Source organism: Pantoea sp. Ae19-2 (assembly GCF_059801205.1).
In genome coordinates this window covers 2,328,814-2,355,151 of record NZ_JBCHWE010000001.1, presented here as the reverse complement: position 1 = coordinate 2,355,151, position 26,338 = coordinate 2,328,814, and the positions used below count along the sequence as shown (strand labels likewise).

Below are 26,338 nucleotides of genomic sequence, written 5' to 3'. Positions count from 1 at the left end.
TATTTGTATACTCAATAATATGAGTAACAGCCCGATCGCAGTTGTTTCCTGACAGGCTGCGCGGTAGATCAATGAAGGGGGCAGGGATGTTACTGTATAAACGCTTCAAAATTCATCAGGTTAGTTCGTGGCTGACGCTAGCGCTCACGCTCATTCCCTGTGCAATGGCTCAGGCTGCGATCATCGCCGCGATGCCCGGTACGCACGCGGCGTACGCCACCACATCCGTCAGTGAGAGTCAGCAGAAGATTCGCCAGGCGTTTTCAGGCGACAGCCAGCCTTTTTACGGTGCTTCTCTGGCCGCGCTCTACGCCGCGCGTAACATGCAGCCGATCTGGCAGGATCATGAAGCCGTACAGAAATTTCAGCAGCAGCTGGCGGAGGTTGCCCTCTCCGGCGTGCAGCCGCAGTTTACCCGCTGGGTCGATCGCCTGACCGATCCTGATATCACAGGCTTTGCCCGTGATGTCACGTTGTCTGATGCGATGCTGGGCTATTTGCAGTTTGTCTCCTCGGTGCCTGCCCAGGGAGAAACCTGGCTGTACAGCACCACGCCCTACAAGCTGGCTGTGCCTTCTGTATCCGTGATCAATGCCTGGCAAAATGCCGTCAATGCGGGCAGTTCGGCGGCGTTTGTTAATTCACTGGTGCCGCAGCATCCGCAGTATCCACTCATGCATAAGGCCCTGAAAAGCCTGCTTGAAGATAAACAACCCTGGCCACAAATTAAAAATCGCGACACGCTACGACCTGGACAGGTCAGTGACGATGTGCCGGCGTTGCGGGAAATTCTTCGCCGCAGCGGCATGCTGAGTGCACAGGTAACCGCACCCGCGCCCAATGAGGATGCCGTTCCCACCGCACCCGTTGCCGTCAGCCACAGCGAGCAGCCTGTCGCCGTCAGCCCTTCGGCCGTCACGGTTAACGATATACCTGCTGCGGCACCCGGTGTTCAGGGTAACGTCCAGAATGCTCCCGCTGCGCCCGGCAGTGTGAATGTTTATAACGATGAGCTGGTCGCGGCGGTAAAACGCTTTCAACAGTGGCAGGGGCTGGACGCCGATGGGGCGATTGGCCTGCGTACACGGGAATGGCTGAATGTCTCTCCTCAACAGCGTGCGGCCTTGCTGGCGCTGAATATCCAGCGGCTGCGTTTGCTGCCGGATGATATGCACAACGGCATTATGGTGAACATCCCCAACTATTCGCTGAATTATTACAACAACGGCACTAAAGTGCTGTCCTCCCGGGTCATCGTGGGACGACCAGATCGTAAAACGCCGTTGATGCGAAGCGCACTAAATAATGTGGTGTTGAATCCGCCCTGGAATGTGCCGACCAATCTGGTGCGTCAGGACATTATTCCTAAGGTGAAACAGGACCCAACCTATCTGTATAAACATGGATACACGCTGCTGTCTGGCTGGAGCGCCGATTCCGAAGTCATCGATCCCAGCATGATTGACTGGAGTATGGTGTCAGCCTCATCCTTCCCTTACCGCATACGTCAGGCACCGGGGCAAACCAATTCACTCGGTCGCTATAAGTTTAATATGCCAAGCTCGGATGCGATTTATCTGCATGACACGCCGAACCACAATCTGTTTCAGCGCGATATTCGTGCGCTCAGCTCGGGCTGCGTGCGCGTGAATAAAGCTTCGGAACTGGCCGGTATTTTGTTGCAGGATGTCGGCTGGAATGACGCGCGTATCTCTGACACGCTCAAGCAGGGCGATACGCGCTATGTACCCATTCGGCATCGCATCCCGGTTAACTTGTATTATTTAACGGCCTGGGTTGCGGATGACGGCAAAACGCAGTTCCGTACAGATATTTACAATTATGATAATACGGCGCGTTCGGCGAGCCAGGTCTTAAGCCGTGCGCAGCAGTTATTACTCTAATAGTTGATTTTCAATCGTTAGTCGTACGGTATGTCCGTTATTCAGTCCTGTCATTCAGGCGGCTTTATCCGGAGCCGCCTTCCAAACTTGCCCATAATGGGTTGACGTGCTACCGCCATAAAGTTATGGTTCGCCAGTACGTTTTTTGCACATGTCTTTGACTCTGCTTTCAGGTAAACCGCTCCATGTCTACAATCGATTCTTTACGTCGCAAACTGCTGCTTTGCGGAAGTGCCGCTGCCGGCCTGGCCTTACTGCCAGAGACCGCGATGGCATCACTCTCCACTTCACGCCCGCGGATATTAACGCTCAATAATCTTCACACTGGTGAAACCCTTAAAACGGAATTCTTTAACGGTAAAAGTTACGACAAAAGTGAATTGTCACGCCTGAACCACTTTTTCCGCGACTACCGTGCCAATAAAACCAAAAGTATCGATCCCCACTTATTTGACCAGCTCTATCGCCTTCAGGCGCTGTTAGAAACGCGCAAACCCGTCCAGCTCGTCTCCGGCTATCGCTCACTGGCGACGAACAATATGCTGCGGGAATCCGGGCCCGGTGTGGCAAAACACAGTTATCACACCAAAGGCCAGGCGATGGATTTCCACATTGAAGGGGTGACGCTGGCGAATGTTCGCAAAGCCGCATTAAAAATGCGTGCCGGTGGTGTAGGATATTATCCCAGCAGCAACTTTGTACATATTGATACCGGTCCCGTCAGGCACTGGTAGTAACGTCGGCAACGCTGCGGGTGCCGACCATGGAGCGTTATGAATTATCACATTATCCCCGTCACCGCCTTCGCCCAGAACTGTTCGGTTATCTGGTGCGAAACCACGCGTGAATCGGCCCTGGTGGACCCGGGTGGCGATGCCGATACCATCAGGCAAACGCTGGCGCAGCTTGATTTGAAGCCTGCACAGATTCTGCTTACGCATGGTCACCTCGATCATGTTGGGGCAGCGGCAGAACTGGCTGCATTCTGGCAGGTGCCGCTGGTCGGCCCGCAAAAGCAGGATGCTTTCTGGCTGGAATCCCTACCTACTCAAAGCCAAATGTTTGGGCTGGAATATTGTGCCCCGTTGACGCCGGATCGCTGGCTGGAGGAGGGGGATACCGTTCAGGTTGGTCAGGTCACGCTTGATGTGCTGCACTGTCCCGGACATACGCCGGGGCACATTGTATTTTTTGATGCCAAAGGCCGCTTACTGGTATCAGGTGATGTGATCTTTAGCGGCGGCGTCGGGCGTACCGACTTCCCGCAGGGTAATCATCAACATCTTATCGATGCGATAAATAATAAGCTGCTGCCGCTCGGCGACGATGTGACGTTTTTACCCGGTCACGGGCCTGTGTCAACGCTGGGCCGTGAACGTCTGACCAATCCTTTCCTGCAATAAAAAATGGGCCAGAATGGCCCATTTTTTTATACGCGATGCGCTTAGAGTACGGCGACAATCGCCTCGCACAGTGCAGACATATTATCTGGTGTCATACCGGCAACGTTTACGCGGCCTGAATTAACGGCATAAACCCCAAACTCCTCGCGCAGGCGAATGACCTGATCTTTGGTCAGCCCACTGAACGAGAACATGCCATTCTGCTTAATGATAAAGCTGAAGTCCTGCTGCGCGCCTTTATCCGCCAGGGTGTTCACAAACAGTTGGCGCATGCGCTGGATACGCTGACGCATATCAGACAGCTCTTGCTGCCAGATAGTGCGGAGCGCGTCGTTGCCCAGAATCGTGGCCACCACGGCTGCACCGTGTGACGGCGGGTTAGAATAGTTGGCGCGGATGGTGTATTTCACCTGGCTGAATGCGGTGTCGGCCGTCGCGGCATCGCCCGCAACCAGCGTAATTGCACCCACACGTTCGTTATACAGGCCGAAGTTCTTGGAATAAGAACTGGCGACAATCAGTTCCTGATGGCTGGCCGCAAAAATGCGCAGACCTTCAGCATCCTCTTCCAGACCACGGGCAAAGCCCTGGTAGGCAAAGTCAAACAGGGGCAGCCAGCCGTTAGCCAGAGAGAGCTGTGCCAGCTGTTGCCACTGCTCTGCAGTAGGATCGATACCGGTTGGGTTATGGCAGCAGCCATGAAACAGCACCACATCACCGGCTTTCACCTCTTTCAGTGAGGCCAGCATGCCGTCAAAATCCAGGGTATGGTTTGCTGCGTCATAGTACTGGTATTCGCATACCTCAAGCCCGGCGGCATTAAACACGTTTTTGTGGTTCGGCCAGCTCGGGTTGCTCACCCACACGCGCTTAACGGACGTCTGAGTAGACAGGAAATCCGCGGCGACGCGCAGTGCGCCTGTACCGCCCGGCGTCTGTGCCGTGCAGGCTCTGCCCGCCGCGATCAGGGCATTGCCTTGACCAAATAACAATTCCTGCGTGCAGTGCGCGAAATCTGGCAGACCGTCAATGCTCAGGTAATTTTTGCTGGTTTCGTGTTCAAGCAGGTACTGCTCTGCTTTCTTAACGCTGGTGAGCACCGGGGTTTTTCCGGTTTCATCTTTGTAAACACCAATACCGAGATTGATTTTATTGGGGCGGTCGTCGGCACGAAAGAGATCGGCCAGGCCAAGAATGGGGTCAGCGGGTGCAGCAGAGATCGATTCAAACATGAGTCGGGTCCAGTAGCGTGAACTTTAGCAAATGAACCATCAGGTTAACGTCAGCACGGCGAAATGCCAACCGTTTGCGATAAAATTCATCGTCTGTGCGACAGAATTACCCGTTCTAATGTTAACAGTGGGATAGCGCGGGGCTTAGTGCGAGGAAACGGCAATAAAAAACGGAGCCGAAGCTCCGTTTTTTGTACTGCATCAACAAACTTAGAACTGGTAAACCAGACCAACACCAACTACGTCATCGTTAGGAATGCCGAGTGGGTTGTTTTTGTCCAGCTGGTTGATTTTGTAATCAACGTAGGTGGCCATGTTTTTGTTGAAGTAGTAAGTTGCGCCCACATCGAAGTATTTGTACAGGTCCGCATCGCCGATACCTTCGATGTCTTTGCCTTTAGACTGAACGTAGGCCAGAGATGGACGCAGACCGAAATCAAATTGATACTGAGCAACCATCTCAATGATTTGAGCTTTGTTTGCAAAGGCAGCAGCGGTAGTTGTTGGGCCAGTAACGATTGAAATTGGTGCTGCATTACGCATTTCACCATACATCGCTGCCAGATAAACATTGTTAGCATCATATTTCAGAGCGGTTGCCCAGCTTTCTGCATGCTTGCCTGCGCCAACCACGTTGCCATTTGCAACAACACCCTGAGCTTGGGCGTCAGTACGGTCGCTGCTGCTATAGGCACCAACAATGCCGACACCGATTGGCGCGGTGTAGGAGGAAGACACACCCCAGCCATCGCCGTTGGCAGTTTGGCCATTACGGTTAGAATTTTCGTTCTTGCCCTGATACTGAACAGCGAAGTTCCAGCCATCAACCAGGCCAAAGAAGTTGCTGTTGCGATAGGTCAGCAGACCGGTGCTACGGCCGTTCATAAAGTTATCAGGATTACCTGAGTCACCACCGAAAACTGGCAGCATATCTGTCCAGCCGATCGCGTCATAAACCACGCCGTAGTTACGGCCGTAGTCGATTGAGCCCGCATCACCAAATTTCAGACCAGCAAAGCCCAGACGGGTTTTGTTGCCACTCTGCGCAGCATCTGTTGATGACTCAGGGTTGTTTAACTGGAAATTGTATTCCCACTGACCGTAACCGGTCATCTGGTCATTAATTTGAGTTTCGCCTTTAAAACCTAAACGCGCGTAACTCTTGTCGCCGTCATCGCCTGAGTTATCAGAGAACTGGTGACGCGCATCCACTTTACCGTACAGGTCCAGCTTGTTGCCGTCTTTGTTATAAACTTCTGCTGCGTTGGCTGCGCCGGCGGCGAGCAGAGCAGGGATAACCACTGCCAGAATGTTGCGCTTCATCATTATTTATTACCCTCATTGGAGTTATTTGGACACCTGCCACTGCCGTCAAGAAAACTTTACGTGAACCTTGAAAGAAGTTTGGTGTCTCCTGTGTCTGCACGCATCTTTCCATCCCCCATCGGGTAATTCTACTGCGAAAATGCTACAAAAGTCGTAATCTTGTTTCAAATATAAAAAATGTATTACAAAATGTAAAAATAACGGAACTTTGTGAGTCATATCAAAATTTACAAAAATAAAAAAAGGCCGGCGATGCCGACCTCTTTATATATATGAATTTCTTATATTTAATGCTGAAAATCAGAAGCTCGCGTTGCGTGGTGTTCGTGGGAAGGGGATAACATCTCTTACATTTTGTACGCCGGTGACATAGGCGATTAAACGTTCGAAACCTAATCCAAACCCTGAATGTGGCACGGTGCCATAGCGACGCAGATCGCGATACCACCAGTAATCTTCTTTTTTCAGCCCCATCTCTTCCAGACGCGCATCCAGCACATCCAGACGTTCCTCACGCTGAGAACCGCCGATAATTTCACCGATACCCGGCGCTAACACATCCATCGCCGCCACGGTTTTCCCGTCGTCGTTAAGGCGCATATAGAATGCCTTGATATCTTTCGGATAGTTTTTCACCACCACCGGCGCTTTGAAATGCTTCTCGGCAAGATAACGTTCGTGTTCAGAGGACAGATCGATGCCCCATGACACTGGGTTCTCAAAGGTCTGCCCGCAGTTCATCAGGATATCGACGGCATCGGTATAATCGACCTGGGCGAAATCGGTGGTAACAAAACGCTCCAGGCGATTAATCGCATCGTTGTCTACGCGCTCGGCAAAAAATGCCATATCGTCTGCACGCTCATCCAGCACGGCTTTGAAGACATACTTGAGCATGGCTTCCGCCAGGGCTGCCGCATCGTCTAATGAGGCGAAAGCGATTTCCGGTTCCAGCATCCAGAACTCTGCCAGATGGCGGCTGGTATTGGAGTTTTCCGCACGGAACGTGGGGCCGAAGGTGTAGATTTTCGACAAGGCGCTGGCGTAGGTTTCACCGTTCAACTGCCCTGAAACCGTCAGGAACGCCTCTTTCCCGAAGAAATCCTCCGAATAGTCGACTTTGCCCTGATCGTTGCGCGGCAGGTTTTCCATGTCCAGCGTCGAAACGCGGAACATCTCACCGGCCCCTTCAGTGTCAGAGGCGGTGATCAGCGGCGTGGAAACCCAAAAGTAGCCGTTCTCATGGAAGAAGCGGTGCAGCGCCTGGGCCAGGGTATGACGAACGCGCGCCACGGCGCCAATCAGGTTGGTACGCGGACGCAGGTGGGCTACCTCACGCAGGTATTCGATACTGTGACGTTTTGCCGCCATTGGGTAGCTGTCGGGATCTTCTACCCAGCCCACGACCTCCAGCTTTGTCGCCTGAATTTCGAATGCCTGACCCTGACCCGGAGATGCAACGACCTTACCGGTGACAATGACGGAACAGCCGGTGGTCAGGTGCAGCACTTCGTCCTGATAATTATTCAGAGAATTATTGACGACAGCCTGAACGGGATTAAAGCAGGAGCCGTCATAGACAGCGATAAAGGAAAGACCGGCTTTGGAATCTCTTCGGGTACGCACCCAACCACGTACGGTGACTTCACTGTCAACCGCGACGCGACCGTGCAGTACATCCGCTACAGGCACTACGCTCATAAATATCTCTCTATATAGAAGAAGTGTGTGAATGAATTCCCCAGACTGGGGTGTAGCTATGTTACTTGTGAGTCAACAGGAAACAAGCAAAATTCAGGGGAATAACCGATTTATTGCAGGAAGGCGGGGCGCGATAACGCCCCGATAACAAAGACGCTAGCTGGCTTTTTTAACCAGTGGCAGATCAAAGGCTTTTCTCAGGGCCTTAACGAACGCTTTATCCTGACAAATGGTTTTACCTGGGCTGTCGGAAAGCTTGGCGACCGGCTTACCATTACATTGCACCAGCTTAATCACGATATTGAGCGGCGTAACGCCAGGAATATCACAAGTCAGGCGCGTGCCGATGCCGAAGACGACGTTGGTACGCTGACCAAAGTGGCGATACAGCGCCAGCGATTTATCCAGATTGAGGTTATCTGAGAACACCAGCATTTTCGTGAGCGGATCGATACCCAACTTCTGATAATGGGCCAGCGCTTTTTCGCCCCACTCAACCGGGTCACCTGAATCGTGACGCAGCCCCTGGTAACGGCGGGCGAACACCGGGCCGAAATCGCGCAGGAAGGCATCCATGGCGATACAGTCCGTGAGTGCAATGCCCAGCTTGTCGTCATATTCATCCAGCCAGGCCTGTAAGGCAGCGCGCTGACTGTTCGCCAGTACCGGACTGATTTGCTGAAAAGCCTGGAACCACTCGTGGGCCTGGGTACCCACTGGCGTGAGTGCGAGGCGACGGGCCAGGTCGTAGTTACTGGTGCCCATCAGCCAGGGAAAATCCTGTTTCAGCGTGCTGACGATCGATTCCTGTACATCCTGGGAATAGCGGCGGCGGGTACCAAAATCCATCAGGCGAAAACGTGACATGTCAGTGTCGGCAACCTGAGTCTTAAAGGTAGCGAGTTTCTGATGCAGAAAATCCACGGCCTGCTGGCTGCTGATGGCCGGTGTGCGGTGGCGATGGACCACTTCACTGATCAAGGCCAACAGGGGGACTTCCCACATGATCACTTCCCGCCAGGGGCCCTGGATACGAATAGCCAGCTTGCCATGATGATTGCGAACTTCTACCTGCTGCGGGTCGTAGCGAAAATTTCGCAGCCAGTTAAGGTAGTCATCAGCAAAGAAGGGCAGATCAGATAACCAGGCATATTCAGCATCGGTCAGCGCCAGTGCCTGCATGGCGTCAATGGCTGTACGGATCTCGTCAGCATAAAAACCCAGCAATTCGTCGCTACGGCAGCGAAACTCCGCGGCCACCGTGACATCATGGTAACGGTGGAATACGGCTTGCTGCATATGGAGCTTATAAGCATCCGTATCCAGCAGCGAAGTCAGTATCGGGGAAGCATGTCCTGTCATGGCGCGTTTCGGCATCCTGTTCGGTGGCGCAGAGCCCGGTGTATTAAACGTCGTAAAAGACGCAAAAGTATAAATCACTAAGAGACAGCGATCACAGCATATTTCAGGATAGCGAGTCGAGGACGAAATGTGTCATTGTTAACAAATTGTAGCCATTTTACCTGATGTGCACGTTGTGCATGCTAAGCTCGGCGCATCATGCTTAGACGTTTGACGCGTAGGGCTTATACTTGAGTGAATAATGCAAAGACGTTGATGAATAACTACTTAATGCGGGACGGAATATGACGCAGCAGCCACAAATAAAATATCGACACGATTATCGTGCACCAGACTACACCATCACCGATATCGATTTAACCTTTGAACTCGATGAAAGCACCACGCGGGTGACGGCGGTGAGTCAGGTTAAGCGTCAGGGAGACAGCCAGGCTGAACTGCGTCTGGACGGCGAAGATCTGACGCTGATCTCGCTGGAAGTGGATGGACAGGCCTGGACGGCCTGGCGTGAAGAGGCGGGTTGCCTGGTGCTCAGCCAGTTACCGGACAGCTTTACGCTGAAAATCGTCAATGACATTCATCCCGATCGTAACAGTGCCCTTGAAGGCTTATACAAATCGGGTGAAGCGCTCTGTACCCAGTGTGAAGCCGAAGGCTTTCGGCATATTACCTGGTATTTAGATCGCCCCGACGTGCTGGCGCGCTTCACGACCACCGTCATTGCCGACGGCAGCCGTTATCCTTTCCTGCTGTCTAACGGAAATCGCATTGACAGCGGTCAGGACGACAAGGGCCGTAACTGGGTGAAGTGGCAGGATCCGTTTCCTAAGCCCTGTTATTTGTTTGCGCTGGTCGCGGGCGATTTTGACGTGCTGCGTGACAGCTTTACTACGCGTTCGGGTCGGAATGTTGCGTTGGAGATCTTCGTCGATCGCGGCAATCTGGATCGTGCCGACTGGGCGATGACGTCATTAAAGAACAGCATGAAGTGGGATGAGGAGCGTTTCGGCCTGGAGTATGACCTCGACATCTTTATGATTGTTGCGGTGGACTTCTTCAACATGGGGGCCATGGAGAATAAAGGACTTAACGTTTTCAACTCCAAATACGTGCTGGCCAAAGCCGAAACCGCCACCGATAAAGATTATCTGGGGATTGAGGCGGTCATCGGTCATGAATATTTCCACAACTGGACCGGTAACCGTGTGACCTGTCGCGACTGGTTCCAGCTGAGCCTGAAAGAGGGACTGACCGTGTTTCGCGATCAGGAGTTCAGTTCCGACCTGGGATCGCGTGCGGTAAACCGAATCGATAATGTGCGCATTATGCGCGGCGCGCAGTTTGCCGAGGACGCCAGCCCGATGGCGCACCCGATCCGCCCGGATCAGGTTATCGAGATGAACAACTTCTACACCTTGACGGTGTATGAAAAGGGATCAGAAGTGATCCGTATGATGCACACCTTGCTGGGCGAAGCGAATTTCCAGAAGGGCATGCAGCTCTATTTCGAACGTCATGACGGTAGCGCGGCGACCTGTGATGATTTCGTTCAGGCCATGGAAGACGCGTCTAACGTTGATCTTTCCCAGTTCCGTCGCTGGTACAGTCAGTCAGGCACGCCTACGCTCTCGGTACGCGATGACTACAATCCGGAACTGGAGCAGTACACGCTTCACGTGACGCAGCACACGCCGCCGACGGCCGAGCAGAAAGAGAAACTGCCTCTGCATATCCCGCTGGACATCGAACTGTATGACGGACAGGGTAAGGTCATTCCGTTGCAGCACAACGGTCATCCGGTGCATAACGTGTTGAACGTAACGGAAGAGTTCCAGACCTTTATTTTCGACAACGTTTACTTCCAGCCGGTGCCATCGCTGCTGCGTGAGTTTTCCGCGCCGGTGAAGCTCGACTACAAGTGGAGCGACGCGCAGCTGACCTTCCTGATGCGTCATGCAAGCAACGATTTTTCACGTTGGGACGCGGCGCAAAGTCTGTTGGCAACCTACCTGCGCCTCAATGTCGCGCGCCATCAGCAGGGCCAGCATCTGTCGCTGCCGTTGCATGTCGCTGATGCCTTCCGCACGGTGCTGCTGGATGCCAACAGCGATCCGGCGCTGACCGCTCTGATTCTGTCGCTGCCTGGCGAAAACGAAATCGCCGAACTGTTCGAGATTATCGATCCTCAGGCAATTGCACTGGTGCGCGAAGCTCTGGTTCGTACCCTGGCGCGGGAACTGGCAGATGAATTCTTTGCCGTTTATAACGCCAATCAGCAGGCGGAGTACCACGTTGATCATGCGGAAATCGGCAAACGTTCGCTGAAGAACATCTGTCTGTACTATCTGGCGTTTGGTGATATGGATCTGGCGGATAAGCTGGTGCAGGCGCAATACCACCATGCCAATAACATGACGGATTCCCTGGCGGCACTCTCCGCTGCGGTGGCGGCACAGTTACCCTGCCGTGATGCGCTGTTAGCCGACTATGATGAGCGCTGGCACAAGGATGGCCTGGTCATGGACAAATGGTTTATGTTGCAGGCTACCAGCCCGGCGCAGAATGCCTTACTCAACGTGCGCCGTTTACTGTCACATCGTTCCTTCAGTATGGGCAACCCGAATCGCATCCGTTCACTGATTGGCGCTTTTGCTTCGGGTAATCCTTCCGCCTTCCACGCCGAAGACGGCAGCGGATATCGTTTCCTGGTGGAGATGCTGACGGATCTGAACACCCGCAATCCGCAGGTGGCTTCGCGTATGATTGAGCCATTAATTCGTCTGAAACGTTACGATGCCCACCGTCAGGCGCTGATGCGCCAGGCGCTGGAACAGTTACAAGGACTGGATAAACTGTCGGGCGATCTGTACGAGAAAATCACCAAGGCACTGAATGCCTGATAAGAAACGGCGGGCAAATGCCCGCCGTTTCTTTAACGCTGTTGCGCGTAGCGGGGAGGCTTTTCTGCCGCGCCGCGGCGCATCACCCGATCCAGCACTTCGGCTTCCAGCTCTGCCAGACGCGCCGAGCCTCGTCGCCGTGGCCGGGGCAAATCGACCTGCAAATCCAGTCCTATCTGGCCTTCCTCTATCAGTAATACCCGATCAGCCATCGCGACCGCTTCACTGACATCGTGCGTGACCAACAGAACCGTGAAGTGGTACTGCTGCCACAGCGATTCGATGAGCTCCTGCATCTCGATTCGCGTTAAGGCGTCCAGCGCACCCAGAGGCTCATCCAGCAACAGCAGGCCGGGACGGTGAATTAACGCCCGGGCCAGTGCCACGCGCTGTTTCTGCCCACCGGATAAAGCGGCAGGCCAGTCTTGCGCTCTGTCCGCCAGGCCTACCGCTTCCAGCGCCTCCAGGGCGGCTTTACGCCATGCCTTGCCACGCAGGCCGAGAGCGACGTTATCAATCACTTTTTTCCACGGCAGCAGTCGCGCATCCTGGAACATTAACCGGGTTTCTTCACGTGCGGTCTGCAGCGGCGCATTGCCTGCCAGCAGCTCGCCCTGGGTCGTGCTTTCCAGACCGGCCAGCAGACGCAGCAGGGTGCTTTTACCGCAACCGCTGCGGCCGACTACGGCAACAAACTGGCCGGAAGGAATATGCAGATCGATATGATTCAGAATGGTGCGTTCACCGTATTTTTTACTGACGCCCTTCACACCTACGGGGGTACCCGCATTCAGACGCGCCGGGCTGGCGGAGTTTATCATGCTGTTTTCTCCTGACGTTGATAGGCCGGATGCCAGCGTAACCAGACGCGTTCCAGCAGCAGTGCGCTGACATCAGCCAGTTTTCCCAGCAGGGCATAAAGAATAATGGCGACCATCACCACATCGGTTTGCAGAAATTCACGGGCATTCATGGCCAGATAGCCAATCCCTGCGTTAGCCGAAATTGTCTCGGCGACGATCAGGGTCAGCCACATCAACCCTAAAGCAAAGCGGACGCCCACCATGATGCTCGGTAACGCACCCGGTAAGATCACCTGAACAAACAGGCTCCAGCCGGATAAGCCGTAGCTACGGGCCATCTCAACCAGCCCACGATCCACATTACGAATACCGTGATAGGTATTCAGGTAGATGGGAAACAGCGTACCCAGCGCCACCAGAAAAATTTTGGCTGACTCATCAATGCCAAACCACAGAATGACCAATGGGATCAGCGCAAGATGGGGCACGTTACGTAACATTTGCAGCGAAGTATCCAGCAAACGCTCACCCAGTCGCGAAGTGCCGGTAATTAATCCCAGTACCAGGCCGAGCGATCCGCCAATGCTGAAGCCAAGTAACGCTCGCCAGCTGCTGATGGCGAGATGCTGCCAGAGCTCTCCGCTGATAGCCAACTGCCAAAAGGTCGTCACAATCTTTTCCGGCGCTGGCAGGATACGGCTGGACAACCAGCCGGTCTGTGACGCAACTTGCCAGACCACCACCAGTAACACCGGCAGCAGCCAGGGCACCAGCGCCGCTGAGAAGGATTGACGTAGTCTGGTCATCGTTATCTCCTCAGGCCCGCGCGGCTTTTTTCTCAGGCGTAAAATCATTGGCGACCGCTTCACCGTGCGCCTGAACAACACGAGGCTGAGGAATCTGGGGAATAGCCAGATCCAGATGGGGGAACAGCAGCTCGCCGACGCGATAAGCCTCTTCCAGATGCGGATAACCAGAGAGAATAAAGGTTTCAATGCCCAGGGCTTCGTACTCTTTCATGCGAGCCGCTACGGTAGGCGCATCGCCAACCAGCGCGGTGCCTGCCCCGCTGCGCACCAGCCCAACGCCAGCCCAAAGGTTGGGGCTGATTTCCAGTTTATCGCGGCGTCCGCCGTGCAGGGCGGCCATGCGCTGTTGGCCTACCGAGTCGGTGCGCTGGAAGGCACTTTGTGCTTTGGCGATGGTGGCATCATCCACATTCGCGATCAGCTTATCGGCTGCCTGCCAGGCTTCCTCATTGGTTTCTCGCACGATGACATGTAGCCGGATGCCAAACCGGACTTTTCGGCCCTGTGCTGCGGCTTTCGCCCGCACCTGCTCAATTTTTTCTTTCACCAGTGCAGGCGGTTCTCCCCAAGTGAGGTACACATCAACCTGTTCGGCAGCCAGATCCTGAGCGGGCTCTGACGAACCCCCGAACCACAGCGGCGGACGAGGCTGCTGTACCGGCTTAAACATCAGACGCGCACCTCGTACATGCACGTGCTTGCCTTCGTAATCCACCGTTTCGCCTTCCAGCACGCGGCGCCAGACGCGGGTAAATTCGGCCGATTCTGCATAGCGCTCACGGTGGTCAAGAAAGACGCCATCACCGGCCAGTTCCTCGGGATCGCCCCCGGTCACCAGGTTGAACAACGCGCGTCCGTTGGAAAGACGATCGAGCGTTGCAGCCTGGCGCGCCGCCTGGGTGGGGGAAATCACGCCAGGACGCAGCGCGACAAGGAAGCGCAGACGCTGCGTAACGGGGATCAGCGATGCCGCCACCAGCCAGGCATCCTCGCAGGAACGCCCGGTAGGGATCAGTACGCCGCCAAATCCCAGACGATCGGCAGCCTGGGCAACCTGTTGTAAATAGGCATGATCAACCGGACGCGCGCCCTCAGCCGTGCCAAGATAATGGCCGTCACCATGGGTTGGAAGGAACCAGAATACAGAAACACTCATTTTTCTCTCCTTATTGCGTCACGGCCTGGGGATGCCAGATGCGCTCGGCAATCGATACTTTTACGGGAATCAGATGATTGGCATAAAACAGATCGGCGGTTTTCTGCTGCATAGCAACCGTGCGCGCACTGACCGGACTGACCGGGCTGGGTGGACGGTGGTCCAGGTTGCTGGCAATGACGGCCTCAGGCAGACCGATCGATGTCGAAAGCAGATGAATACTCTGGTCACGTTCGCTACGCGTCAGGGCTTCGGCATCACTAAAGGCTTTTAACGTCGCTAAGACGAAGTCATTGTGTTCCTGCGCAAAATGGCGGGTTGCAAGGTAGAACGGCCCCGTCTGGTTCAGCGTGGTGCCGTCTTTCAACACGCGGACATTGCCCTGAAGCAGTACGGCAGAATAGTAGGGGTCCCATATTGCCCAGGCGTCCACGTTACCCTGCTGGAAAGCGGCGCGCGCATCGGCTGGCGTCAGATAAACCGGCTGGATATCTTTGATACTGAGACCCGCTTCTTCCAGCGCACGCAACAGCAGATTGTGCGAGCTGGAACCCTTTTGGAACGCCACCTTTTTGCCTTTGAGATCGGCAACCGACTTCAACGGACTGTTCTGGCTGACCAGGATGACCTCAGCTTTCGGCTTAGGCGGCTCTGAGCCGATATACAGTAAATCCGCCCCGGCTGCCTGGGCGAAAATAGGCGGAATGTCACCGGTGCTGCCAATATCAATACTGTTAACGTTCAGCGCTTCCAGCATTTGCGGTCCGGCCGGGAATTCGATCCATTGAATACGGGTAGCAGGGAAACGCTTCTCCAGCAGCTGATGCTCCTTGGCCAGCACCATACTGACCGATCCTTTTTGATAGCCGATGCGAACCTGTGCAGGGGCGGGTTCTGCGGCATTCACCTGTGTGCTTGCCACGAACATCCCTGCCATTAACCACGCGCTGATTATTCGTTTCATCATTGTTTCCTTACACAGCCAGGGCAACGGGCAGATGACGTCGGGACAGCGCCAGCCAGAACGTGTGAACCGCCTCCTCCAGACGGGTAGCCAGTACCGGATCCAGTTCCGGCTGGCGATCATAGTGATGAATTTGTTTATCTTCGGCGTAAACACCATGAAGCACTTCTTCGGCTTTCAGGGCGTTTAATACGGGTTTGAGTGCGTAATCCAGGGCCAGCATATGGCCAGCGCTGCCCCCGCTCGCTAACGGCAGCACCACTTTGTGGGCCAGCGCGCGTTCAGGTAACAGATCCAAAACGGTTTTTAGCGCGCCCGAGAAAGACGCCTTATAAACCGGCGTGGCAATGACCAGGCCATCAGCCTGAGCCAGGTCTTCGCTCAGGGCGAGAATAGCCGGGGAATCGAAGCGGGCGTTGATCAGATCCTCAGGCTGAAAGTTATGAATATTCCAGGGAATAACCTCAACACCGGATGCTTCCAGTTTGCGCTGGCACAGCGCTAATAACGATGTGGACCGTGAAGGAAATCTCGGACTACCTGCCAGGGTGAGCACTCTCATTACGACTCCTTATAACTGAAAGTTATTGATTATCTTTTGTTGAGAACTGATGCTTTCATCCTGGCAGAGGCGGCGGCACGGCTTAAATGATTTTTCTGACAATCTAAAGGTGAAAACCGGCAAAAGGCCTGAAGCGAGAGCGCCGCGTCTCTGAGAAAGACCTGATGCGACAAATCTTAAAAACGCCAGGACGGGCGAGTCGATACATTAATCCGGGTGAATAAAATTCGTTTAAACCCGGAAATCCGTACATTTGGTTACTTGAGTATCAGAAAAGTGAAACATTCAGGTAAAACGAAAACACGCCTTTCGCTTTTTTAAATTCACAGGAGGAAGGAAAAAGAAAAAAGAATTAAAATTCAATGTTATTTAACGCGATGGCGAGAGGGGATTAGGAATAGTTGCATCAGGCGGTGCGTGTTAAGTGCAGCAGTCTGGCGAAGTTTTTAACAACAATTCATTTTTAGTTACAGATGTCCGGCCTGAAACCCCCCTGAACAGACGGCTGTGCCTAAATGGTTCCTCAACGGGAAGATGATTATCAGCGAGCTATTCTTCAGATTTTCTAACCATGGTTTTTGCCACATTCGGACCCTGTTGAGATTGAGGCAGGCATTTTAGTCATTCAGGCAGTAAAATGTCTCTGCTCAATGTAAGCGCCTGTTATTTTAAAATTACTATTTGCCTTTGGTCAGTGCCTGTCTCGGGCTGGTGGATTTATTTGTCCTTTTCTAACAGCAGAGAAAACCTGTATGTCTGACATCCTGTTATCGGTCATTATTCCCACTTACAATGTTGAAAAATATATTGTCGAATGTGTGGATTCATTATTAAGACAAATTAGCGCGCCAAACGAAATTATCATTGTTAACGACAGTTCTACCGATGGAACCGTGGCGTTAATTGAACAGCACTATGGTCATCTTCCTCAGGTGAAACTGATCACTATTGCCAACGGTGGCGCAGGAAATGCGCGTGATAAAGGCGTTGAGGTTGCTGAAGGGCAGTTCGTTTTCTTTTGCGACCCGGATGATGTGGTGGTGGAGGGATTCGTCAATGAGCTGGCCCAGGTTGTCGACAATTATCCCGATACCGATTTATTTTGTTTTAATTCGAGCGCTTACCGCGAAGACAAACCGGACGTGACGTGGCCAAAAGTCAGGCATAACCTGACCGGCATTCAGAAGCCACAGGATGTCCTGCTAAGTTTGCTGCATAATGGCTCCTATACGTCGGCGGCCTGGAATTATGTGGTAAGAAAAACCGTTATCCAGCAGCACCATTTGCGCTTCGTCGATCGCGTGCATGAAGATCACAAATTTACCTTATCGGTATTTATGCATTGCCAACAGGCATGGGTCACTCGCCAGACGTATTACAAACAGCGTATCCGCGTTGGATCACTGACTAACAGCAGTAAAAGTCCATCCTTTTTCGCCCAACGCTACAATGCGTTTATTGCCACCTATGACACCTTATGTTGTGCGCAGACCCAAAGTGAATTAAAAAAGGCGCTGGAAAAAGCTTACCTTATTCACTCCTTCCGTTTAATGATCTATCTGTCGCTCTACAATCAAACGCCTGTACCGGAATATGTGCTCAATGCGATTCGATATCTGGGGCGCAGAATTAAAGCCGGCAGCCTCAAAGAATGGCTGCTGCTTAACCGTCCGGAAACCTTCATTTTATTGCAAAGCCATAAAGTGAAGAAAGAACTCAAACGCGTTCCGTAATTCCTAAAAATGGGACCTGATGTTGTTTGCACCTGAGCGAAATGAGAAGGTGAGACATGCAATGTGTATAAGGTTGTTGCGACATGGCAAAAGTGCTCGATAAAAGTTTAGTAGTGAATATCTTATCTTTGCTGGCGTACCGGGGAGCCTCGTTCCTGTTTCCGCTGGCGACGCTCCCCTATCTGGCGCGCGTGCTGGGGGTGGACCATATGGGGATTCTGGCGCTGGCGATTGCCTGCGTCCTTTACTGCAGTACCATCTCCGACTGGGGATTCAATGTTTTTACCACTAAGGACATTGCCCATCACCGTGACGATAAGGCACGTGTTACCCAGCTTTTTTGGTCCACCTTTAACGCCAAGCTGATGCTGTTACTGGTTACCAGCGGTACGTTACTCACTGCGACGTGGTTTAATCCATCCTGGCATTCGCTGTTCTTTATTATTCTGGCCAACTGCACCACCTTAATCGGCTCACTGTTTTCGTTTGGTTGGTTAATGCAGGGCTTCGAAAAGCTGGGCAAAACTGCAGTCATTGCCACTTTTGGTAACTTTTGTGCCATTCCGCTCACGTTCCTACTGGTTAAAACGCCGGACGATACCTGGCTGGCTGCGTTGATACCGGGCGCGGTATCGATCATCAATGCCATCATTACGCTGAAGTTTGTGCTGGAAATGAAGGTGATTGGCGCGTATCGCTTTGAACCACGCGAAATCAAACAGCGCATTACCGACAGTGCCGATGTCTTTATTGCCATCGCAGGTGCCAATCTGTTTAACAGCGTAAACGTCGTGATTCTGGCGTCGTTTACCTCGCACTATATGGTGGGGATCTATAACGGTGCGGACAGGCTGCGCAAGGCCGCCAACTCGGTGCCGGAGCAGATTGGTAGCGCGTTTTTCCCCCGCGTAAGCCACTTATTTGGGCGTGATAAAGCCGCTGCAGTGGCGGCGACGCGCAAAAGCCTGATGCTGTCGTTTGCGTTGAGCCTCTCTATCGTGATCTTCACCTGGCTGTTTGCCGATGAGGTTGTCGCACTGCTGTTAGGGAAAGACTTCCTGCCGTCAGCGGATGTGCTGCGCGTCTTTGTACTCTGCTTCCTGTTTGGCAATATTGCCTATCCGGCGGGCCTGCAGATTTTGATTCCGCATGGACTGGCGCGGCAACGTATGATGGTAATGATGGTTGCGGGGGTGGTTAACGTCCCGGTGTGCTGTCTGCTGGCATGGAAGTTTGGTGCCATCGGTGCGGCCTGGTCGATGGTACTGGCCGAGGTGCTGGTCTGTATTGGTATCTTCGGCATTATGGTGCGGCATAACATCTGGCGCGACTATGCTTTCCCGGACAGGCTGAATTCCCGTACAGCAAACGATTCCGTTGTGTAAGATCAAAACGACTTTAAACAGTCTCCCGACTTAGCGCCCCGCGATTTACTTTTGCGCCAGAGCACCTTACCATTCTGGCGCACAATTTCCCGTGCACTGATTTTCACCATCGCTTCCGTCTTCCAGGAGAGTGCATGTTTTACTCAATTGTCCGACCGGCGTTGTTCAGGCTCGATCCTGAACGTGCGCACCATCTCACCTTTCAGCAATTACGCTTTATGAGCGGCACGCCGCTGGAAATGATCATTCGCCAGCATTTACCCTCGCGTCCGGTTACCTGCATGGGGCTGACCTTCGACAATGCTCTTGGCCTGGCGGCGGGCCTGGATAAAAACGCCGAGTGTATTGATGCATTTGGGGCAATGGGGTTCGGCTTTGTGGAGGTCGGAACAGTCACGCCGCGCGCGCAGGCGGGCAATGACAAGCCACGCATGTTTCGCTTAGTGGAAGCCGAAGGGATTATTAACCGCATGGGATTTAATAATCTCGGCGTTGATAACCTGGTTGAAAACGTAAAAAAATCCCGCTTTAAAGGCGTACTCGGGATCAATATCGGCAAAAATAAAGACACACCCGTGGAGCAGGGAAAAGACGATTATCTGATCTGTATGGAGAAGGTGTACGCGCACGCCGGTTATATCGCGATCAATATTTCATCACCCAATACACCGGGTTTACGCTCGTTACAATATGGTGAGGCGCTGGACGATCTGCTCATTTCCATAAAAGCCAAACAGAAAGATCTGGAAAAACGGCATCTCAAATATGTGCCGGTGGCTGTTAAGATCGCGCCGGATCTTTCTGAAGAGGAATTGATCCAGGTTGCCGACAGTTTAATACGTCACCAAATTGATGGTGTCATTGCGACCAATACCACGCTCGATCGTTCTCTGGTAAAGGACCTGAAATATGGCGAAGAAATCGGTGGATTAAGTGGTCGTCCGGTACAGTCGCGCAGTACCGCCGTCATCCAGCGACTGTCGCAGGAGTTACAGGGAAGATTGCCCATTATTGGCGTAGGCGGTATTGATTCGCTTACTGCTGCGCGTGAAAAAATAGCAGCGGGCGCGACGTTGGTTCAAATTTATTCTGGCTTTATTTATAAAGGGCCCGGTTTAATTAAAGATATCGTGAACCATATCTAAGACATTCGCCATAATAATGCGCCGGGGGGTTTATTTATCCCTCCGGCTCGTTTATATTTTGTCCTGTTGCACGATTTTTCAGCATGCATTTTTATTTTATGGATTTTTAGCTTTAGCGCAGCGGTAAATACAGGGCACATGATGAAAATTAAACCCGATGACAAATGGCGTTGGTTCTACGACGCAGAGCACGACCGTATGATGCTCGATCTGGCTGACGGTATGCTTTTTCGTTCCCGCTATGCACGTAAAATGCTGACCCCTGATGCTTTCACCGAATCCGGATTCTGTGTTGACGATGCGGCTCTTTATTTCACGTTCGAAGAGAAGTGTCGTCAAAGCCCGCTAAGCAGCGACCAGCGTGCCGAGCTGGTTTTAAATGCGCTGGTTGCCGCACGTTTCCTGAAGCCACTGATGCCGAAAAGCTGGCATTTCTCCGCGCACCGCCAGCCTATGCAGCCTGCGGTGGGTGAGATGGTGGCGGTGACGCTGGCGGACAGCGGCGAGCAGGCGCGTCTGCTGGTGGTTGAAAACGGTGATAATGCCGCACTCTGCTTACTGGCACAGCCCGCTCTGACGCTGGCGGGCAAGGGGATGGTGCTCGGCGATGCGATTAAAGTGATGAACGATCGGCTACAACCGCACCAGCAGGAAAAAACCACGCGCTATGCGCGCGCGGTGTAATTCAGATCACCTCGATATCGCTTGCAGGAATACAGCTGCAACTCAATATAGTGCCATCGTGACGGATGGCGCTTTGCTTTAAGGCGTTCACCTTTCCCGCAACCAGCGTTATTTTACAACTGCCGCACAGACCCGCCCGACACGAATAGGGTATGCGAAAGCCCTGGGCTTCAAGCTGCTCAAGTAAGACCTGCTGATTATCACCGCTGAAACGCTGGCCCTGCCAGGTGATGGTTACCTGCGCGGCGGGTTGCCGTTGCGGTTTCAGTGTTTCAGTCACCTCTCCTGGACCATAGACGCGCGGCGACTGGCGTTTCAGTATCCTGACGGCGTCGCCAGCGCGAATAATACCGCTGTTGAGCGCGATCAGATTCAGGCCAAAATCAATGTCCCCGCTGCCGTCCTGCGCCGTACGAAAGCCCTGCAGCGTGGTCAAAGGTTGCCCCTCAGGATGCTTCTGACCACTTTCCACGCCAATCGTAGTAAAAACACAGCGGCTACAGGGTTTTGGAACGGCGAAATTAACCTGACCGATAGCGATCTCCGCCCAGCTGTCTTCATCCCACGCAGGTGCGCCACTCACGACCAGGTTTGGCCTGAATTGTTCGATTCGCACGCTGGCGGGACAGCGCTGCTGTAAATCCTGCAGCGAAGCACTGTTCACGAGCAGGTAGGGATATCCATCGGCAAAGCCCAGTGGCACATCGGTAAAACGTTTGACGCGGCGTGAAGGCTGCGGTCCGACCCAGCGTAGCTGCACCGGTCGTGGAAAGAACGCACTCAGCCACTGGTTGATCGTCTCGGGTGCGATTCGTGAGGTAAACGTATTGCCCCAGACCTCCGTGGGCTGCTCAGCATGGGTAAAGTCGGCAAAACGAATGAGCGACTGGCTCCCGTCGGGGGCCTGTAAGAACAGACCGTCTGGCGTAATCGCCGGCGTGAACTGCACCATCTCCGGAAACTGACGCGCCGTAATAAAGGTTCCGTCAGGTTCGGTCACCATAAAAATACGGTCATAGGTTAACCCGCTACTGGCAGCCCAGGCATGTGAGACCTGCAACCCGCGCATGGATTTTACGGGATGGATAAATAAGCGGGAAAGCGTGATCATGAAAGTCTCCAGAAGCGGGCGCGCAAGACAAAAGAAGCTAACTTTATGACATAGGTCTGCGATTCGCTATAATGCGCAACAATTTTCTCAAGAGTAAAAAAGTGACGATATGAATTCTCTGTTTGCCAGCACGGCGCGTGGGCTCGAAGAGCTGTTAAAAAATGAGCTGGACGCGCTGGGCGCGCAGGATTTGCAAGTGGTACAGGGAGGCGTTCACTTCAAGGCCGATGACCGCGTAATGTACCAAAGCCTGATGTGGAGTCGTCTGGCTTCGCGTATTTTGCTGCCTCTGACCGAGGTCGGCGTTTACAGCGATCTCGATCTCTATCTGGGCGTGCAGGGCATTGACTGGCCCGCCATGTTCGGTAGCGACAAAACCTTCGTGGTGCACTTTAATGGCACCAACGATGAGATCCGTAACAGCCAGTTTGGCGCGCTGCGCGTCAAAGATGCGATTGTCGACAGTTTTACCCGTCGTAACCTGGCACGCCCGGACGTCGATCGTGAACAGGCCGATATTCGTATTAACGTCTGGCTTGATGACGACCGCGCCAGTATAGCTCTGGACTTGAGCGGCAGTGCCCTGCATCAGCGCGGCTATCGTCAGCAAACGGGTCAGGCGCCGCTGAAAGAAAACCTGGCTGCAGCGATTGTGATGCGTTCGGGCTGGCAGCCGTCCACGCCGCTCATCGATCCGATGTGTGGTTCAGGCACGTTACTGATCGAAGCTGCGCTGATGGCCTGCGACCGCGCGCCGGGTTTACTGCGTAACCAGTGGGGCTTCACGGCATGGGCCGGTTTTAACGAAAGCCTGTGGCGCGAGGTCAAGAGCGATGCTCAGGCCCGTGCCCGTGCCGGGACGGCGGCGTGCCAGGCGCGCTTTTTTGGTTATGACAATAATGGACGGGTGCTGGAATGGGCAAAAGCGAATGCACGTCGTGCCGGCGTTTTTGAACTGTTCACCTTTGGCCAACAGGATTTGCTGAAGCTGCAGAATCCTCTTCAGACTGAGGTGACGGGAACGGTGCTCAGTAACCCACCTTACGGTGAACGTCTTGAAAGTGAGCCTGCGCTTATTGCGCTGCACAGCCAGCTTGGCCGGTTGATGAAGCAGCACTTCGCCGGCTGGAATCTGTCGCTGTTTAGCGCATCGCCCGAACTACTGAGCTGTCTGCAACTGCGTGCCGACCGTCAGTTCAAAGCCAAAAATGGCCCGCTGGACTGTGTGCAGAAAAACTATCAGCTGTCGGCGAACAGCGCTGAGCGCGGTAATCAGATTGCTGAAGATTACGCGAACCGCTTGCGCAAAAACCTCAAGAAGCTGGATAAGTGGGCGCGCCAGGAAGGTATCGAGTGCTACCGCATTTATGACGCCGATCTGCCGGACTATAATGTGGCCGTGGATCGCTATGCGGACTGGGTGGTGGTGCAGGAATATGCGCCACCCAAAACCATCGACGCGAATAAAGCCCGTCAACGCCTGTTTGACGTGATTAGTGCCACGCTGAGCGTGCTGGCGCTGCCGTCAAACCGCTTAATCCTCAAGACGCGCGAACGTCAGAAGGGCAAAGCGCAGTATCAAAAGCTGAGTGAGAAGGGCGACTATTTTGAAGTGCAGGAATTTAACGCCCGTTTCCTGGTGAACCTGACTGACTATCTGGATACGGGATTGTTCCTCGATCACCGTATTGCCCGCAAGATGCTGGGTCAGATGAGTCAGGGCAAGGATTTCCTGAACCTGTTTGCTTACACCGGCTCTGCCAGCGTGCATGCGGGTCTGGGCGGCGCACGCTCTACCACCACCGTGGATATGTCGCGTACCTATCTGGAGTGGGCAGAGCGTAACCTGCGGCTGAACGGCCTCACCGGTCGTCAGCATCGCCTGCTGCATGCCGACTGCCTGAGCTGGCTGAACGAGAGCGACGAAAATTTCGACCTGATCTTTATCGATCCGCCCACGTTCTCTAACTCAAAACGTATGGAAGAGAGTTTTGATGTGCAGCGCGATCATATGATGCTGATGCGTAACCTGAAACGGCTGTTGCGTAAAGGCGGTACTATCATGTTCTCGAATAATAAACGTGGTTTCAAAATGGATCTGGATGGCCTTAACGCATTGGGGCTCCAGGCTCAGGACATCACTCAGAAAACCCTGTCACAGGATTTTGCGCGTAATCGCCAAATTCATAACTGCTGGCTGATCACTCATGCTGGTAAGGAATAAGTTTCATGTCATTGATTAGTATCCACGGCGCTTATCTGTCTTTTAGCGATGCGCCTCTGTTAGACAATACCGAACTACATATCGAAGAAAATGAGCGCGTGTGTCTGGTTGGCCGAAACGGGGCGGGCAAATCCACACTGATGAAAATCATCAACGGCGAGCAGCCGCTGGATGACGGACGCATCATTTATGAAACCGATCTGGTCGTGGCGCGGCTCCAGCAGGATCCGCCGCGCAATATCACCGGATCAGTTTATGATTTTGTGGCAGAGGGCGTCGAAGAGCAGGCGGAGCATCTCAAAGCCTACCATGCGATCTCGCACCAGGTGATGGACGATCCCAGTGATAAAAATCTCAATGAGATGGCGCGTCTGCAGGGCATCCTGGATCATCACAATTTGTGGCAGCTGGAAAGTCGTATCATGGACGTGCTGCAGCAGATTGGTCTGTCGCCGGACACTGAACTGTCGTCTCTGTCCGGTGGCTGGTTGCGTAAAGCCGCGCTGGGGCGTGCGCTGGTCAGTAATCCTCGCGTACTGATGCTGGACGAGCCCACCAACCACCTTGATATTGAAACGATTGACTGGCTGGAGACCTTCCTGAAAAGCTTCAGCGGCAGTATCGTCTTTATCTCTCACGACCGTTCTTTTATCCGTAATATGGCCACCCGTATTGTGGATCTGGACCGCGGCAAGCTGGTTTCCTGGCCGGGTAACTACGACGCGTATCTGGAAGGCAAAGAAGAAGCCCTGCGCGTTGAAGAGATGCAAAATGCTGAGTTTGACCGCAAGCTGGCACAGGAAGAAGTCTGGATCCGTCAGGGCATCAAAGCACGTCGAACCCGTAATGAAGGCCGCGTTCGGGCGTTAAAAGCCTTACGTCGCGAGCGTTCAGAACGCCGTGAAGTCATGGGCAAAGCCAATATGCAGGTCGGTGAAGCATCACGCTCCGGCAAAATTGTCTTTGAACTGGAAAACGTGGATTACGCGGTAGACGGCAAGCAGCTGGTGAAAGATTTCTCAGCCCAGGTGCAGCGCGGGGACAAGATCGCCCTGATTGGGCCGAACGGCTGTGGTAAAACCACGTTACTGCGTCTGATGCTGCAACAGCTGAAGGCCGATCACGGTCGTGTGCACTCCGGGACCAAACTTGAAGTGGCCTATTTCGACCAGCACCGTGCGGAACTCGATCCCGATCGGACCGTGATGGACAACCTGGCGGAAGGCAAACAAGAGGTGCTGGTCAATGGTAAACCGCGTCACGTGCTGGGCTATCTGCAGGATTTCCTGTTCCATCCTAAACGCGCGATGACGCCGGTCAGGGCGCTGTCGGGTGGGGAGCGTAACCGCCTGCTGCTGGCGCGTCTGTTCCTGCGTCCCAGTAACCTGATGATCCTTGATGAGCCGACCAATGACCTTGATGTGGAAACGCTGGAGCTGCTGGAAGAGCTCATCGACGGTTACCAGGGCACAGTGCTGCTGGTCAGTCACGATCGTCAGTTCGTTGACAATACCGTAACCGAATGCTGGATTTTTGAAGGCAACGGCGAGATAGGGACCTTTGTCGGCGGCTATCACGATGCGCAGCAGCAGCGTGCAGCGTACAAACAGCAAAAGGTGCAGGGCTCAGCAAAGGGGACAAATAGTGCCCTCAAGCCTGCCGATACGAAAAATGACGCTGCCAAACGTAACGCGAACAAACTAAGCTATAACCTGACGCGTGAACTGGAACAGTTACCGCAAAAGCTGGAACAGTTAGAGGCGCGTATTGGCGAGCTTCAGGCCAAAATGAGTCATCCGGATTTTTTCAGTCAGCCACACGATAAAACGCAGCCGGTGCTCGATGAACTGGCTGACGTCGAACAGCAGCTGGAAACCGCCTTTGCGCGTTGGGAAGAGCTGGAATCACTGAGAAACGGCGCATAGTCATTAAGG

At 53.5% G+C, this 26,338-nt stretch carries 20 protein-coding genes; 10 read left to right on the top strand and 10 right to left on the bottom strand.

What is annotated here, in order from left to right; translation table 11 throughout:
- Positions 1-86: 86 nt before the first annotated feature.
- The 3 genes from ldtD (at position 87) to AAIE03_RS10915 (ending at position 3,307) form a co-directional block, all read left to right on the top strand.
- On the top strand, positions 87-1,904 hold the full coding sequence (ldtD, locus tag AAIE03_RS10925; protein WP_019106196.1) for a L,D-transpeptidase: 1,818 nt from the start codon (positions 87-89) through the stop codon (positions 1,902-1,904).
- Positions 1,905-2,089: 185 nt separating this feature from the next.
- Positions 2,090-2,638, top strand: a complete 549-nt coding sequence (gene mepK / locus AAIE03_RS10920; protein WP_013025254.1) for a peptidoglycan L,D-endopeptidase MepK — start codon at positions 2,090-2,092, stop codon at positions 2,636-2,638.
- A gap of 39 nt (positions 2,639-2,677) precedes the next feature.
- Positions 2,678-3,307 carry an MBL fold metallo-hydrolase gene (locus tag AAIE03_RS10915; protein WP_014593331.1) on the top strand — a complete coding sequence of 210 codons (630 nt, stop codon included), beginning with the start codon at positions 2,678-2,680 and terminating at the stop codon, positions 3,305-3,307.
- Between the two features lie 41 nt (positions 3,308-3,348).
- Here AAIE03_RS10915 and AAIE03_RS10910 read toward each other — a convergent pair whose 3' ends face one another.
- The 4 genes from AAIE03_RS10910 to pncB form a co-directional block, all read right to left on the bottom strand.
- Complete coding sequence (locus tag AAIE03_RS10910) at positions 3,349-4,539, bottom strand: amino acid aminotransferase (RefSeq protein ID WP_019106197.1); 1,191 nt, start codon at positions 4,537-4,539, stop codon at positions 3,349-3,351.
- A gap of 210 nt (positions 4,540-4,749) precedes the next feature.
- A complete protein-coding gene (gene ompC / locus AAIE03_RS10905) occupies positions 4,750-5,865 on the bottom strand; it encodes a porin OmpC (RefSeq protein WP_014593333.1) in 1,116 nt (371 codons plus the stop codon).
- 300 nt (positions 5,866-6,165) lie between these two features.
- A complete protein-coding gene (asnS, locus tag AAIE03_RS10900) occupies positions 6,166-7,566 on the bottom strand; it encodes an asparagine--tRNA ligase (RefSeq protein ID WP_014593334.1) in 1,401 nt (466 codons plus the stop codon).
- A gap of 156 nt (positions 7,567-7,722) precedes the next feature.
- Positions 7,723-8,928, bottom strand: coding sequence for a nicotinate phosphoribosyltransferase (pncB, locus tag AAIE03_RS10895; protein ID WP_024470935.1), 1,206 nt, complete (start codon positions 8,926-8,928; stop codon positions 7,723-7,725).
- A 284-nt stretch (positions 8,929-9,212) separates the two neighbouring features.
- On the opposite strand from pncB, the gene pepN reads away from it, so the two are divergent.
- A complete protein-coding gene (pepN, locus tag AAIE03_RS10890) occupies positions 9,213-11,828 on the top strand; it encodes an aminopeptidase N (protein WP_014606183.1) in 2,616 nt (871 codons plus the stop codon).
- Positions 11,829-11,860: 32 nt separating this feature from the next.
- On the opposite strand, the gene ssuB is transcribed toward pepN, so the two are convergent.
- The 5 genes from ssuB to ssuE are packed head-to-tail and all read right to left on the bottom strand — an operon-like array spanning position 11,861 to position 16,122.
- On the bottom strand, positions 11,861-12,649 hold the full coding sequence (gene ssuB, locus AAIE03_RS10885) for an aliphatic sulfonates ABC transporter ATP-binding protein (protein WP_015700642.1): 789 nt from the start codon (positions 12,647-12,649) through the stop codon (positions 11,861-11,863).
- Positions 12,646-13,437, bottom strand: coding sequence for an aliphatic sulfonate ABC transporter permease SsuC (gene ssuC, locus AAIE03_RS10880; RefSeq protein ID WP_024470936.1), 792 nt, complete (start codon positions 13,435-13,437; stop codon positions 12,646-12,648). Before ssuC ends, ssuB begins: the two co-directional genes overlap by 4 nt.
- Before the next feature lie 10 nt (positions 13,438-13,447).
- On the bottom strand, positions 13,448-14,596 hold the full coding sequence (ssuD, locus tag AAIE03_RS10875) for an FMNH2-dependent alkanesulfonate monooxygenase (protein WP_014593339.1): 1,149 nt from the start codon (positions 14,594-14,596) through the stop codon (positions 13,448-13,450).
- 10 nt (positions 14,597-14,606) lie between these two features.
- Entirely contained in the window at positions 14,607-15,560 is a 954-nt protein-coding gene (locus AAIE03_RS10870; RefSeq protein WP_024470938.1) for a sulfonate ABC transporter substrate-binding protein, read from the bottom strand.
- A 10-nt stretch (positions 15,561-15,570) separates the two neighbouring features.
- Complete coding sequence (ssuE, locus tag AAIE03_RS10865; RefSeq protein WP_498563004.1) at positions 15,571-16,122, bottom strand: NADPH-dependent FMN reductase; 552 nt, start codon at positions 16,120-16,122, stop codon at positions 15,571-15,573.
- 752 nt (positions 16,123-16,874) lie between these two features.
- On the opposite strand from ssuE, the gene AAIE03_RS10860 reads away from it, so the two are divergent.
- The 4 genes from AAIE03_RS10860 to AAIE03_RS10845 all read left to right on the top strand — a co-directional run bounded on the left by AAIE03_RS10860 (position 16,875) and on the right by AAIE03_RS10845 (position 21,069).
- A complete protein-coding gene (locus AAIE03_RS10860; RefSeq protein ID WP_014606180.1) occupies positions 16,875-17,855 on the top strand; it encodes a glycosyltransferase in 981 nt (326 codons plus the stop codon).
- Positions 17,856-17,938: 83 nt separating this feature from the next.
- Positions 17,939-19,240: a flippase gene (locus tag AAIE03_RS10855; RefSeq protein WP_013025266.1), complete on the top strand. Its 1,302-nt coding sequence runs from the start codon at positions 17,939-17,941 to the stop codon at positions 19,238-19,240.
- Positions 19,241-19,374: 134 nt separating this feature from the next.
- The gene (gene pyrD / locus AAIE03_RS10850) at positions 19,375-20,385 is read left to right on the top strand and encodes a quinone-dependent dihydroorotate dehydrogenase (RefSeq protein WP_498563003.1); all 1,011 of its coding nucleotides are present in this window, start codon (positions 19,375-19,377) and stop codon (positions 20,383-20,385) included.
- A 141-nt stretch (positions 20,386-20,526) separates the two neighbouring features.
- The gene (locus tag AAIE03_RS10845; protein WP_015700640.1) at positions 20,527-21,069 is read left to right on the top strand and encodes a cell division protein ZapC; all 543 of its coding nucleotides are present in this window, start codon (positions 20,527-20,529) and stop codon (positions 21,067-21,069) included.
- Position 21,070: 1 nt separating this feature from the next.
- Here the strand turns inward: AAIE03_RS10845 and AAIE03_RS10840 are convergent, their stop codons facing one another.
- Entirely contained in the window at positions 21,071-22,180 is a 1,110-nt protein-coding gene (locus AAIE03_RS10840; protein ID WP_210456373.1) for a YcbX family protein, read from the bottom strand.
- A 109-nt stretch (positions 22,181-22,289) separates the two neighbouring features.
- On the opposite strand from AAIE03_RS10840, the gene rlmKL reads away from it, so the two are divergent.
- Both rlmKL and AAIE03_RS10830 read left to right on the top strand, forming a co-directional pair.
- On the top strand, positions 22,290-24,404 hold the full coding sequence (rlmKL, locus tag AAIE03_RS10835) for a bifunctional 23S rRNA (guanine(2069)-N(7))-methyltransferase RlmK/23S rRNA (guanine(2445)-N(2))-methyltransferase RlmL (RefSeq protein ID WP_014593346.1): 2,115 nt from the start codon (positions 22,290-22,292) through the stop codon (positions 24,402-24,404).
- 5 nt (positions 24,405-24,409) lie between these two features.
- Positions 24,410-26,329, top strand: coding sequence for an ABC transporter ATP-binding protein (locus AAIE03_RS10830; RefSeq protein WP_014593347.1), 1,920 nt, complete (start codon positions 24,410-24,412; stop codon positions 26,327-26,329).
- Positions 26,330-26,338 lie beyond the last annotated feature (9 nt).

What these genes read in the sequence shown, in the direction of transcription:
- pepN (WP_014606183.1), top strand. Translation starts at nt 9,213, where the DNA reads ATGACGCAGCAGCCACAAATAAAATATCGACACGATTATCGTGCACCA.
- ssuC (WP_024470936.1), bottom strand. Translation starts at nt 13,437, where the DNA reads ATGACCAGACTACGTCAATCCTTCTCAGCGGCGCTGGTGCCCTGGCTG.
- pncB (WP_024470935.1), bottom strand. Translation starts at nt 8,928, where the DNA reads ATGACAGGACATGCTTCCCCGATACTGACTTCGCTGCTGGATACGGAT.
- AAIE03_RS10830 (WP_014593347.1), top strand. Translation starts at nt 24,410, where the DNA reads ATGTCATTGATTAGTATCCACGGCGCTTATCTGTCTTTTAGCGATGCG.
- AAIE03_RS10915 (WP_014593331.1), top strand. Translation starts at nt 2,678, where the DNA reads ATGAATTATCACATTATCCCCGTCACCGCCTTCGCCCAGAACTGTTCG.
- ldtD (WP_019106196.1), top strand. Translation starts at nt 87, where the DNA reads ATGTTACTGTATAAACGCTTCAAAATTCATCAGGTTAGTTCGTGGCTG.
- AAIE03_RS10910 (WP_019106197.1), bottom strand. Translation starts at nt 4,539, where the DNA reads ATGTTTGAATCGATCTCTGCTGCACCCGCTGACCCCATTCTTGGCCTG.
- mepK (WP_013025254.1), top strand. Translation starts at nt 2,090, where the DNA reads ATGTCTACAATCGATTCTTTACGTCGCAAACTGCTGCTTTGCGGAAGT.
- asnS (WP_014593334.1), bottom strand. Translation starts at nt 7,566, where the DNA reads ATGAGCGTAGTGCCTGTAGCGGATGTACTGCACGGTCGCGTCGCGGTT.
- pyrD (WP_498563003.1), top strand. Translation starts at nt 19,375, where the DNA reads ATGTTTTACTCAATTGTCCGACCGGCGTTGTTCAGGCTCGATCCTGAA.
- AAIE03_RS10855 (WP_013025266.1), top strand. Translation starts at nt 17,939, where the DNA reads ATGGCAAAAGTGCTCGATAAAAGTTTAGTAGTGAATATCTTATCTTTG.
- ompC (WP_014593333.1), bottom strand. Translation starts at nt 5,865, where the DNA reads ATGATGAAGCGCAACATTCTGGCAGTGGTTATCCCTGCTCTGCTCGCC.
- AAIE03_RS10840 (WP_210456373.1), bottom strand. Translation starts at nt 22,180, where the DNA reads ATGATCACGCTTTCCCGCTTATTTATCCATCCCGTAAAATCCATGCGC.
- rlmKL (WP_014593346.1), top strand. Translation starts at nt 22,290, where the DNA reads ATGAATTCTCTGTTTGCCAGCACGGCGCGTGGGCTCGAAGAGCTGTTA.
- ssuB (WP_015700642.1), bottom strand. Translation starts at nt 12,649, where the DNA reads ATGATAAACTCCGCCAGCCCGGCGCGTCTGAATGCGGGTACCCCCGTA.
- ssuD (WP_014593339.1), bottom strand. Translation starts at nt 14,596, where the DNA reads ATGAGTGTTTCTGTATTCTGGTTCCTTCCAACCCATGGTGACGGCCAT.
- AAIE03_RS10845 (WP_015700640.1), top strand. Translation starts at nt 20,527, where the DNA reads ATGAAAATTAAACCCGATGACAAATGGCGTTGGTTCTACGACGCAGAG.
- AAIE03_RS10860 (WP_014606180.1), top strand. Translation starts at nt 16,875, where the DNA reads ATGTCTGACATCCTGTTATCGGTCATTATTCCCACTTACAATGTTGAA.
- ssuE (WP_498563004.1), bottom strand. Translation starts at nt 16,122, where the DNA reads ATGAGAGTGCTCACCCTGGCAGGTAGTCCGAGATTTCCTTCACGGTCC.
- AAIE03_RS10870 (WP_024470938.1), bottom strand. Translation starts at nt 15,560, where the DNA reads ATGAAACGAATAATCAGCGCGTGGTTAATGGCAGGGATGTTCGTGGCA.